The organism is Hymenobacter arizonensis, assembly GCF_900115775.1.
GTDB lineage: Bacteria > Bacteroidota > Bacteroidia > Cytophagales > Hymenobacteraceae > Hymenobacter > Hymenobacter arizonensis.
The window spans coordinates 946,309-957,781 of the sequence record NZ_FOXS01000002.1 but is presented as its reverse complement, the minus strand read 5'-3'; the positions used below and the strand labels follow the sequence as shown (position 1 = coordinate 957,781).

Here is an 11,473-nt window from a genome sequence, read left to right as displayed (position 1 = left end):
TTCTGCACGCCTAGCTTGCTGTCTACACCAACAGCAATCATCAAGTGCTTTGCAGACGAGACTTCCACTCGCTATGAGTTTGGTAGTAGCACAGCCACTCCGCAGCATCTTTCTCGTTGTTGAAAAAGTGTGGATAAAGCTCAGACTTCGCGGCTTTGCGCAAAGTGGCGGCAGTGGAGATGCTCTCGATGGTAGCGCGGTGCTCCTCACTGGCAACATAGGCCACGAACACTGGGGCACCCAACTCACGCACGACCTGCTGGGCCAGCAGCCCGCTAAACCAAGCGGCGAACGCGGCCGAATGCCACGCCCTTTGGCGCATATCCAGCAGCCAAAACCGGCAATTGCCATGCTCCTGGGCCGCCGCTAGCAGCCGGGCATAGGAAGGGTAAAGGTCTTCTTCTGTCATTCCCGGGAGCCAGTGACCCAGTAGCAGGTCACGCCCTGCATCGTAGTCAAGCGAGAAGTTATGAAGGATTGACAACAGCGCAAAGAAGGCCAGGAGAGGTTCGGCTGGCCTGCCATGCCTCTACGCCTGGCAATTAAATCAGGTTTTGCAGCTGCTGAGCTCGTTTCACAAGCTTTGGGAGCAGCACATGCCGCCACGCTGTTTACGGACACAGTTGGCCCTGCCTTGAGCTGTTAGGCTTCGCCGCCCGCCAGAAAGCGACTAATGGCCTGCACATAGCCTTCAGCGAAGAACTTTTCGGTCAATTTATCCTGCGCACCCAAGTGGCCGCAGTCTACGGCTAACAACTGGCGCCGCTGACGGCGGCGAGCGGCTTTCACCACGGCGGCCGAATCGGCGAGGGGCGTGTTCTTATCCTGGGTGCCGGCGATGAGTAGCCAGGGGCAATGCACCCGGGCCGCCACGCGGGGGTAGGTAGCGGCCCCGGCTGGGAGGGTTAAGGTTTTGTTGTGGGCGGCTTTTTGGTAAGCCACTATGGCCGGCAGATTGCCCGCATAGCCCTCAGTGATTAGAAAATCGGGCTTGTCACTGGCTCCCACTCTCGACCCGATAATACCGCCCATTGACAAGCCCAGAATACCTACCCGGTCGCGGGGCTGCAAGCGCCGTGCTTCAGCCAACGCTGCACGCAGGTCGGTGGCAAATTCTTCGTAGTACAGCCGCTGTGGGTCGATGGCAAAGGCCTGACTGTGGCCGAAGCCCCGGTAGTCGAACAGCAAGGAACGGTAGCCAGCATCGGCCAGCGCCCACGCCGTGTAGATATTGCTGGACATGTTGTAGGCGTCGCCGCCGGCCACAACCATGGTAGTGTGCTGGTCAGTAGCCTTGGCTGAAGGCTCGATGAGCCAAGCAGTCAGCTTCACATGGTCGGCTGTGGTTATCTCCAATTGCTGGTATTTCAGGCCCAGCGTGTCCGGCTTGGCCCACCAAGCAGCCACCGGCCGAAGGGCAAACGCGGGTACGACGACGAGCAGCATCAGGCAAAGAAGGAGAAGGCGTATCATGAGACGGAGCATGAAAAGTAAAAAGCCCTGGCTCGGTACCAAGGCTTCTCATAGACTTACCCCATCGGCTAACGTTGCACTTCCTTTGGGTTCATTGCCAAATCCCAAAGTGCACTTCCGAAAGGACCCTAATTGAGAGCAATTCGGGAAAAGACGAGCAGCACTTTAATCCCCTCAGCGCTTGCCCACCTCCTGCACATATTCTCTAATAATCGGCAGAAACAGCGGCACCGCCGCATCCACGTACTCCCGCTCGGCAGCGGTCCAGTGGCGGGGGTGGCCGAAGACGCAGGGCTGCAAAATGCCCCACAGCTGCTCGCCTTCGGTGATGTGGGCGTGGATGAGGGCCCGGTGGCCGAACGTGCGGCGCTCGAATTCCTGGTTGAGCACCTCGGGGCCAGCCTCGGTTACGTCGTTGACAAACACCGAGGGCTGAGCGGCCAGGGCGGCGCGGAAGAGCGGGTCTTCTTTGGGTAGGTCGCCGGTGTCGGCTTGCCAGTCGTGGCGCGGGTCGGGCACGGCTTCATCGAGGCGCCAGACCAGGGCGATGCGGCCACGCCCCTGCGCCGGGTCGCGCACGTAGAGAAAGCAACGGTCGGCGCGCAGGTGCTGGCCTATCAATTCGAGAGCACTTTGTAGCGCTTCGGCGGGCGGAGTATCGGCTTTCAGAACCAGTTCAAGTTCGGACAGAGGGGTATTGGTCATAGCACTTGGTTGAGGGAATGGAACGTTGGTGTCTGGTGCCTTTGCGGGTTTGTGTTCTTTACTTAGGAACAAGCGCCCCGCTTACTATAACGTGGCGAGAGGAAGTTTGCTGCTTGAACCGGCTCGGTTTTTGGAAGTTGCTCGTAAATTAATTTTAATGCGAGAGTCGTTGTTTAAACAACGCCGACCGGCAATTGCTACGAGCGGCACGCAACCATTAGGCTGATGCAGCGGTCTACGCTGCGAAACTCCTGGCTCTAACCTATACGTCAAGTCCCTCTCCTATGAAATTACTTTTGGTTTTAATGGCCTTCGTGTGGTGCCTGGCAAGCTGCCAGAAAGACGATTCTGCCGCGCCGCGCATCGATGCGCCTTTCGGCCAGCAGGTGGCCTTGCGCCAGCAGCAAAGCGGAGCTTTTCCCAACCAGCGGGTGCCAGAATTGACTATTGGGGTGGACGCCGTGAACGATAGCCGCTGCCCGCAAGACGTGGTTTGCGTGTGGGGAGGCATTGCGGAAGCGGTGCTCAGCGTGCAGGCCAGCGATGGGTCGAGTCAGTCGCTTAAGTTGGTTCTGTCCAATGTCAGCGCCGATGCGCAAGGCGTGGTGCAAGCCAATGGGCGAACCTACTTGGTGGTGCTCCACGACGTGACCCCTTATCCAAGCAGAGCCACGGCCCAACAGCCAAAAAGCGTTGTAATAAGCGTGCAGCGGAACTGAGGGCAGCCTGCGCTGGCACAGCTTCAGTTGCCTCAGGCGAGTGGTTTCTCCAGCACCAGCAGCGTCAGGGGCTGCTTGGGAATGCCGTAGCGCGGGTCGGTGGGAAAGGGCTCAGTGGCGCCGGTTAGGCGGTAGCCCTGCCGCTCGTAGAACGCAATAAGCTCGGTTCGCACCGAGATGACGGTCATCTTGCTGATGGTGCAGCCGTGCTGGCGGCCGTAGTCTTCGGCCGCCCGAATCAGAAACTTGCCCACTCCCTGAGCCTGCCCCTGAGGGTCGACGGCCAGCATGCCCAGGTATACTTTCTGGCCCAGCGCATGGGCGTAGAAGCTGCCCAATAACGCGTTGTTTTCGCCGAGGCAGAGCAGCATGGCGGCTTCGGGCACGGCCAGCATTTCCTGCATGCCTTCTTCGTCGATGCGCTGGCCGTCGAGCAGGTGGGCCTCCGTGGTCCAGCCCCGGCGGGAGGAGTCGCCCCGGTAGGCGCGGTTTACGAGGTTAGTGAGGCGGGCGGCGTCGGCAGGGGTGGCAGTGGCAAGAATCATATAACAAAAGTAGCCTTCTGTCATCCTGAGCGCAGCAAAGGACCTTATTATGTTGATTCTGATACGCGGTAATTCAAGTCACCCTACTGTGATAAGGTCCTTCGCTGCGCTCAGGATGACAGCAGTAACCCCATCACCGCCGCAGGTACTGCCCTAATTCTGATACGCTCGCAATGCCCAATTCCTGCGCCTGTTGCTGCCGCATCAGCAGGGCATAAGTATTATTGAAGCCCAGCGGCGCAAGCCACTCCAGGTTGTAGCGCCGCTGAAATTCGCGACGCACATAATTAAGCACGGCATCGGGCCGGCCCCCGAGCGAATCGACCACGGCGGGCGTGGGCTGGAGCAGCACGAGGAGGCCCGTGCCGGTGTATTCGGGGTACATATCGATAGCACCGTCACGCAGCGCATCGAAGCAGATGGTGGTGCCGCCGAGGCCGGTTTTGGTTTGCACGGCCAGGTTGGTATTGCCGCGGATAAGGGCGGCGTACATCTCAGCGAGGATGTATTGCTCGGCAAAAATCTTGGAGCCCAAGCGCACGACTGGCGCATCGGCAATGGCGGGGCGGGGAGCGCGCCACAGCCCGCGCCGCCGCAGAAAAGCTTCGGCAATAGCCTGGGGCGACTGGTGCAGGTAGTCGGCGCGGTAGTTCAGGTTGGTCATCACCGAATCGGAAATCTGCCCATCGAGTTGGGCCAGCACGGCCATTAGCTCAGGGTGCTCGCGCAACAGTTGGGGGCGAATGACGGGCGCCGCGTAGTAGGGCGGAAACACGCGGCGGTCGTCGTGCAGCACGCGCAGGTTGTAGGCCCGGATGCGGCCGTCGGTGGAGTAGCCATCGATGACGTCGACGTTGGCGTTGCGGGCGGCTTCGTATACCAGCGCAGGCGCCAGCACCACGTTGGGCAGGCGCGTGAGGCCATAGGTTTTGGTGAGACCGGGCAGGCCGTCGGCGCGGCCCACAAACTCGGGGCTGAAGCCGGCCAGCAGCTTGCCCGTGGCGCGGGGCAACAGGTAGAGCGCGCCCAGCAGCGGCAGCGCCACTAGCAGCGCCCCGCCCACTTGCCGCAGGCGGCGGGCACTCAGCTTTTGCACCGCGCCCAGCGCCGCATCAAACGCCAGGGCCAGCCCCGCGGCGGGCAACGCCCCGGCCAGTATCATGGCCGGATTATTCAAGGCAATGCCGCCGAAGATGAACTCGCCCAGCCCACCTGCCGCCACGTAGGCCGCCAGGGTAGCCACGCCCACGTTTATTACTGTAGCCGTGCGGATGCCGGCCATGAGCACCGGCAGCGCCAGTGGCAATTCTACCCGGCGCAGCACTTGGCCATCGGTGAGGCCCAGGCCGCGGGCGGCTTCCACCACGGCCGGCGCTACGCCCTGAATACCCGCCAGGGTGTTGCGGATAATGGGCAGCAGCGAGTACAGAAACAGCGCAAAAATGGCCGGCTTGGGCCCGATGCCCAGCAACGGAATCAGGAAGCCAAGCAGGGCAATGCTGGGCACCGTTTGCAGCACGCCGGCCAGGCCCAGCACCGCCGGAGCCCAGCGCGGCCGGCGCGACAGCCACAAGCCCACGGGCACGCCCAGCAGCACCGCCAGCAGCAACGAAGCCGCCGTGAGGCCGATGTGCTGCAGCGTTTGCTCGCCCAGCTTGCCGGCCTGCTCGCGCCAAAAAGTGAAGAGGGCTGCTAGCGTTTCCATGCTTCCTCCTCTCGTTGTAAGGCCTGGCCGAACGCGGCCATCAGCTCCGCTACGCTGAAGCTTGTTGAGGCGCCAGCATCGGAATCGGTTAAGGTTTCGAGGGCATCATGCACGGTGGTTGCGGTGGTGAAAGGCAAAGGGATTGGCCCGGCGCTCCGCGTTGCTGCTTCCTCAGTAAAGACATCGCCCAGCGTGAGGGTGCGCAATTGCAGGGCCAGCCGCTCGGCGGCGAAAAACCGGCGCACAAAGTCATTAGCCGGTTGAAATAGCAGCTCCCGCGGCGTGCCCAGCTGCTGCACCTGGCCAGCGTCGAGCAGCAAAATCCGGTCGGCTAATTCAAAGGCTTCGGTGACATCGTGGGTAACGAGCACCACCGTTTTGCTGCGCAGTTCCTCCAGTTCCCGAAACTCGCGCCGGATGCTGGCGCGGGTCAATGGGTCGAGGGCACCGAAGGGCTCGTCGAGCAGGATAATGGGCGGGTCGGCGGCCAGGGCGCGGGCCAGGCCCACGCGCTGCTGCTGCCCGCCCGAGAGCTGATGCGGGAGCTGCGCCGCGTAACGCTCGGGCGGCAGGTGCAGGCGCGTGAGCAGCGCTGTGGTGCGGGCCGCAATGGCGGCGGGTGCGTGCCCGAGCAGGCGCGGCACCACGGCCACGTTTTCGGCCACGGTGTAGTGCGGCAGCAGGCCCACTTGCTGAATGACGTAGCCAATGCCGCGGCGCAGCGTTTCGGGACGCTGCTCGAATACATTTAGACCATTGATTTCGACGGTGCCGCTGTCAGGCTCCACCAGTCGGTTGAGCATCTTGAGCAGGGTGGTTTTGCCGCAGCCGCTGGGGCCGAGGAGCACCAGCGTTTCGCCGGCCGCCAGCTCAAACGACACGTCCTGCACCACGGCGTGCGCCCCGAAGCGTTTGCTGAGGTGGGAAACGCGAATCATGGGCGGTTGAGTTGGGAGCATAAGAGCTAGAAGGAGCAAGGTAAACCCCACATACCAGTTTGGGTTTGCAGCGCACCAATTCAAGCAAAGAAGCGCTGTTTACTACCTTCGGCCACTGCCTTCACCTCACCTCGCTTCCCGGCTATGCTTCTGAAATACCTGCTTTCCCTCCTGCTGCTTGTGCTGCTGCACCTGCCCGTGGCTGCTCAGTTTTACTCCGCCACCGACCCGCTGGCTCACACATTCAGTATAGTGGCCCGCGACCCCGCCACCGGCGAAATGGCCGTGGCCGTGCAAAGCCACTGGTTTTCGGTGGGCACATCCGTGAGCTGGGGCGAGGCCGGCGTGGGCGTGGTGGCTACGCAGTCGTTTACCAATAAGTCGTTCGGTTTGCGCGGCCTGGCGCTGTTGAAAAGTGGTAAATCGGCCCAGCAGGCGCTGGATGAGCTGCTGTCGAACGACGAAGGCCGCGACGTACGGCAGGTCGCCATCCTCGACAACCAGGGCCGCGTGGCCGTGCATACTGGTAACAAGTGCGTCGACAAGGCCGGACACATCACCGGCAATCAATTCTCGGTGCAAGCCAACATGATGCTCTCCGACAAAGTGTGGCCCGCCATGGCCAAGGCCTTCGAGCAAAATGCCAAACTTCCCCTAGCCGAGCGGGTACTGGCTGCTCTCGATGCGGCCGAAGCCCAGGGCGGCGACATCCGCGGCCGGCAGTCGGCCGCGCTGCTGGTGGTGCGCGGCAAAGCCACCGAAGGCCCCTGGGCCGACCGTCTCGTGGACCTGCGCGTGGACGACAGCGCCGCCCCGCTGCCCGAGCTGCGCCGCCTCCTCAGCCTGCACCGCGCCTACGAGCACATGAACGCCGGCGACCTCGCCGTGGAGAAAAACGACATGCCCAAAGCCATTCAGGAATATGAGGCCGCCGAAAAGATGTTTCCCAAAAACCTCGAAATGAAATACTGGCACGCCATCACCCTCGCCAATAAGCAGCAGGTGCCGGCCGCCATTGCCCTGCTCCGCCCCATTTTCAAGCAGGAGCCCAACTGGCGCGTGCTCACCGAGCGCCTGCCCAAAGTAGGCCTGCTCACCGTGACCGACGCCGAGCTAAAGCAGATTTTAGCCTTGTAGAGACGCAACATTTTGCGTCTCGGCGTCAGCGCCGTGAGGACCTCATCGTTCCCTCGTAACTGTTCAACTACGAGACGCCAAGCGTGGCGTCTCTACATCCTTCCAATGAAAAACAGTCCTCTTATTCTGCTTGCCACCATGCTGCTAAGCGGCACTGCCCACGCGCAAGCCCCGCTCACCGTGCCTGCACCCGTCAAAAAATCCCTGGACCAGGTGCAACCCGCGGCCATCAAAGCCCACATTGCTTACTTGGCCGACGACCGGCTGAAAGGTCGCCAGCCCGGCACAGAAGGCTACCAGATGGCCGTCGACTACGTCACGAAACAACTGAAAGACCTGGGCGTACAGCCCGCTGGCGAAGGCGGCACTTACCTCCAGAAGGTTCAGCTGCGCAAGGCGCTTTTGAAGCCTGGAGCCACGTTCACGTTGCGTGAGGCGCAGGCAGCCGCGCCGCTTACGGCCGGCCAGGACTACGTTATTTACCCCAGCCCCGAGCTGCCCGCCACCACCGTAGCCGATGCCCCACTGGCCTTCGCGGGCTTCGGCATCAGTGCGCCCGAGCTGGGCTACGACGACTACGCCGGCCTCGACGTGAAGGGCAAGGTGGTGGTTATTGTCCGCGGCGCGCCAAGGACATTTGCATCCACGGTGGCCGCGGCTAGCCAGGACCTATCAGGCATTCTGCAGGCGGCCACCCAGCGCGGCGCCGTGGGCCTGATTGTAGCTTCGACGCGTGCCGGCGCCCTGCCCGACTTGAAGCGCGGCACCTACAGCGTGCTGGGCGCCAACGGCAAGGTGGCCGCCTCGCGCTCCTTTGCGGTGGGCAGCCGCCAGCAGCTGTACGCGGCCGTTAGCGCCGCTACGCTCCAGCGCCTCATGCAGGGGGCCGGGCTGGATACGGCGCAGGTTTTTGCCACTATCAAGGGCGGCAAGCCAGCTTCGGCACCGCTGAAAACGGCTGTCAGTGCCCGCGGCGAATCCACTTACCAGGATATTGAGAGCTACAACGTGGTGGGCAAAGTCACAGGCTCCGATGCCAAGCTGCGCAGCGAGTACGTGGTGCATTCGGCCCACCTCGACCACCTCGGCATCACGGCGCCCGTGAAAGGCGACTCCATCAACAACGGTGCCCACGACAATGCTTCGGGCGTGTCCTGCGTGCTGGAGATTGCCAAGGTTTACTCCAGGCTCAAGGAGAAGCCTAAGCGCAGCATGCTCTTCGTGTTTATGACTGGCGAAGAACTAGGCCTGCTGGGCTCGGCCGCCTTTGCCGCCAACCCCACCGTGCCCAAAGCTAGCATCGTGGCCGATGTGAATATGGACATGCCCACCATCATCGCTCCGCTGCTGTCCGTGGTGGCGCTGGGCGGGCAGCACTCCACCCTACTGGAGCCCGTGAAACAAGCCGCCGCCTACATGGGTATCGCCCTGGAGCAGGACCCCGAGCCGGAGCAGAACCGCTTCATTCGCAGCGACCAATACAACTTCGTGACCGCCGGCATCCCGGCCCTGCACATCAAATACGGTAACAAAACCGCCGACGGCAAAAACAACCTCAGCGAAGAGGTGCAGAAGTGGCGCGCCGTCACCTACCACAAACCGCAGGATGATATCAACGGCTTATTTGACTTCGAAGCTGGTAAGAAATACGTGCAGCTGTGCTTCTTGATTGGCTACCAAGTGGCGCAGAACCCAGTGCGGCCGACCTGGAACAAGGGCGATTTTTTTGGGCAGCGCTACGGAAGCCGGTAAACCTCACCCCCTGACCCCTGCCGGGCACGGCCCCTCTCCAAAAAAGAGGGGGCACTGGTCATGCCTTAGGATAATAGTGTTAATTAAAAAAGCCTGCTGTTTAGCAGGCTTTTTACTTTTAGCGGTATATGACAGCGCAAAGCCGGTGCCCCCTCTTTTTTGGAGAGGGGCCGTGCCCGGCAGGGGTCAGGGGGTGAGGTTACTCGTCCTCAAACTTCCCCATTGCCCCGCTCTCAAAGTCAGCAATGGCCTGCATCAGCTCCTTATTAGTGTTCATCACAAACGGCCCGTAAGTAGCCAGCGGCTCCTCAATGGGCTCGCCCGCCAACACCAGCACAATGCTGTCCTCGGTGGCGGTTATTTGCGCTTCCTGCGAATTCCAGCCTAGCACCACCAGCTGCTTGGTAGCGGCCGGTCGCTCGCCGTGGAGCAGCACGTCGCCCTTCACAATGTAGAGGCCCACGTTGTAGTCGGCGGGCAGGTTCAGGGTTAGCTCGGCGCCTTTGGTGAGGTGCACGTCGAGCATGGTCATGGGCGAGAAGGTGGTGGCAGGGCCACTCACGCCTTCGTAGGTGCCCGCAATCACGCGGATAGTGCCTTTGCCGTCGGACGTGGGCAGAGTTTTGATGGCCGCGGACGGAATGTCCTGGTAGTTGGGCGGCGCCATCTTGTCCTTTTTGGGCACGTTCACCCACAGCTGCACCACCTCCAGGGTGCCGCCCTGGCGCGTGAATTCCTTTTCGTACAGCTCCTCGTGCATGAGGCCGGCACCGGCCGTCATCCACTGCACGTCGCCGGGGCCGATGTTACCAGCGTGGCCGGCCGTGTCGCGGTGGGCCAGCACGCCCTGGTACATCACCGTCACGGTTTCGAAGCCGCGGTGCGGGTGGGGCGGCGAGCCCAGGGGCTTGTCACTGGGGGCCACGGCCATGGGGCCGATGTGGTCGATGAGCAAGAAGGGGCTGAGCTGGCGGATGCGCGGCCCGGGCATGGGGCTGGTTACCTGGAAGCCGTCGCCCACGGCTTTCTTATTGCCGTCGATAACCTGAAAAATTCGGCGGAAGGCAGTTTCTGTGGTAGTGTCCATAATGAATGGCAAAATGTACGGGGGTGAGGGCGGCAGCTGGCGGCCCGCTGATAAAAGCAATTGGCCGCAAAATAGTTATCTGCCGCAGCGGGAATAAACGGGCTGGCGCGCCGATGGTTTTGGCCAACCTATCACAAACGGTTCCGGTAGTTTTGCTTTAAAAGCAGCTATCTATCAAAGAGTTGCGCAGGCAGACACTGCTTCTATATTTACGCGGCAATCTGATTAAGATGTGTTCCGCGGGCTGCCCGCGAACCGCTTTTGCCATTTCCCGCAAGTGCTTTCCATCCCTAAAATTCCCCATGCTCACTTCCTTCAAAACATCCGTTTCGGTGCCGGTGCTGGCGGCCTCCCTGGCTTTGCTCGGGGCCTGCCAAAGCAATAGCTCTACGCAAGAAACCACGGCCACTACGGCGCCTCAGGCCGACACCGCTGCGGCTAAAAAGCCCTTGTCCGAACCCCTGGTGCGCGACATTTACACCGCTGACCCCTCGGCCCACGTGTTTGGGGGCAAGATTTACATCTACCCCTCGCACGACATCGAAGCCGACATTCCGGAAAACGACAAGGGCGACCACTTCGCCATGCGCGACTACCACATTCTGTCCATGGACAGCATCAACGGCAAGGTTACGGACCACGGTGTGGGGCTCGACGTCAAGGACATTCCCTGGGCTGGCCGGCAGCTGTGGGCGCCCGATGCGGCCTTCAAAAACGGCACCTACTACCTGTACTTCCCTGTGAAAGACAAGCAGGACGTGTTCCGCATCGGCGTAGCCACCAGCAAGACGCCCACCGGCCCGTTTAAAGCCGAGCCGACGCCTATTGCTGGCAGCTTCAGCATCGACCCCGCCGTGTTCACCGACACCGACGGGCAGTCCTACATGTATTTCGGGGGCCTCTGGGGCGGCCAGCTCCAGCGCTGGCAGGGTGGAAAGTACAACCCCAACGCCGCTGAGAAGGAGCCCAATAGTGATGTACCCGCCCTCAACGCCCGCATGGCCAAGCTCACCCCGGACATGAAGAAATTCGACGGCCCGGTGAAGGAAGTTGTGATTCTGGATGAGAATGGCAAGCCCCTGCAATCCAGCGATAACAACCGCCGCTTCTTCGAAGGCGCCTGGATGCACAAGTACAACGGCAAGTACTACTTCTCCTACTCCACCGGCGATACCCACCTGCTGGCGTACGCCACCGCCAACACGCCCGCAGGCCCCTTCACCTACCAGGGTGTCATCATGCAGCCCGTGCAGGGCTGGACCACCCACCACTCCATTGTGCCCATCAAAGACAAGTGGTACATTTTCTACCACGACACCCAGCTCTCGGGCAAAACCTGGCTGCGCAACATCAAAGTCACCGAGCTGAAGCGCCGGGCCGACGGTGGCATCGAGACCATCACGCCCTGATTT

Annotated in this window: 11 protein-coding genes; 4 read left to right on the top strand and 7 right to left on the bottom strand. The window is 61.5% G+C overall.

Annotated elements, in window-relative coordinates; genetic code table 11:
* Positions 1-40: 40 nt before the first annotated feature.
* From BMZ66_RS10465 to BMZ66_RS10455, 3 genes are all read right to left on the bottom strand, one after another.
* On the bottom strand, positions 41-409 hold the full coding sequence (locus tag BMZ66_RS10465) for a hypothetical protein (RefSeq protein WP_143080147.1): 369 nt from the start codon (positions 407-409) through the stop codon (positions 41-43).
* Positions 410-642: 233 nt separating this feature from the next.
* On the bottom strand, positions 643-1,473 hold the full coding sequence (locus tag BMZ66_RS10460) for an alpha/beta hydrolase (RefSeq protein WP_177204680.1): 831 nt from the start codon (positions 1,471-1,473) through the stop codon (positions 643-645).
* Between the two features lie 174 nt (positions 1,474-1,647).
* A complete protein-coding gene (locus BMZ66_RS10455; protein ID WP_092672165.1) occupies positions 1,648-2,178 on the bottom strand; it encodes a GAF domain-containing protein in 531 nt (176 codons plus the stop codon).
* A gap of 284 nt (positions 2,179-2,462) precedes the next feature.
* Between BMZ66_RS10455 and BMZ66_RS10450 the strand changes: the two genes are divergently transcribed.
* Complete coding sequence (locus BMZ66_RS10450) at positions 2,463-2,897, top strand: hypothetical protein (RefSeq protein WP_143080146.1); 435 nt, start codon at positions 2,463-2,465, stop codon at positions 2,895-2,897.
* 32 nt (positions 2,898-2,929) lie between these two features.
* Here BMZ66_RS10450 and BMZ66_RS10445 read toward each other — a convergent pair whose 3' ends face one another.
* From BMZ66_RS10445 to BMZ66_RS10435, 3 genes are all read right to left on the bottom strand, one after another.
* Complete coding sequence (locus BMZ66_RS10445; RefSeq protein ID WP_092672159.1) at positions 2,930-3,442, bottom strand: GNAT family N-acetyltransferase; 513 nt, start codon at positions 3,440-3,442, stop codon at positions 2,930-2,932.
* 133 nt (positions 3,443-3,575) lie between these two features.
* Positions 3,576-5,147, bottom strand: a complete 1,572-nt coding sequence (locus BMZ66_RS10440; RefSeq protein ID WP_092672156.1) for an ABC transporter permease/substrate-binding protein — start codon at positions 5,145-5,147, stop codon at positions 3,576-3,578.
* Positions 5,135-6,085 (bottom strand): ABC transporter ATP-binding protein, encoded by a 951-nt coding sequence (locus BMZ66_RS10435; protein WP_092672153.1) that lies wholly within the window; start codon positions 6,083-6,085, stop codon positions 5,135-5,137. Before BMZ66_RS10435 ends, BMZ66_RS10440 begins: the two co-directional genes overlap by 13 nt.
* Before the next feature lie 150 nt (positions 6,086-6,235).
* Here BMZ66_RS10435 and BMZ66_RS10430 point away from each other — a divergent pair, with 150 nt between their 5' ends.
* On the top strand, positions 6,236-7,222 hold the full coding sequence (locus BMZ66_RS10430) for a DUF1028 domain-containing protein (RefSeq protein ID WP_092673030.1): 987 nt from the start codon (positions 6,236-6,238) through the stop codon (positions 7,220-7,222).
* Positions 7,223-7,327: 105 nt separating this feature from the next.
* The gene (locus BMZ66_RS10425) at positions 7,328-8,974 is read left to right on the top strand and encodes a M28 family peptidase (RefSeq protein WP_092672150.1); all 1,647 of its coding nucleotides are present in this window, start codon (positions 7,328-7,330) and stop codon (positions 8,972-8,974) included.
* A 199-nt stretch (positions 8,975-9,173) separates the two neighbouring features.
* On the opposite strand, the gene BMZ66_RS10420 is transcribed toward BMZ66_RS10425, so the two are convergent.
* Positions 9,174-10,061 carry a pirin family protein gene (locus tag BMZ66_RS10420; protein WP_214606979.1) on the bottom strand — a complete coding sequence of 296 codons (888 nt, stop codon included), beginning with the start codon at positions 10,059-10,061 and terminating at the stop codon, positions 9,174-9,176.
* 302 nt (positions 10,062-10,363) lie between these two features.
* Between BMZ66_RS10420 and BMZ66_RS10415 the strand changes: the two genes are divergently transcribed.
* Entirely contained in the window at positions 10,364-11,470 is a 1,107-nt protein-coding gene (locus BMZ66_RS10415) for a glycoside hydrolase family 43 protein (protein WP_092672147.1), read from the top strand.
* The last annotated feature ends 3 nt before the right edge of the window (positions 11,471-11,473 follow it).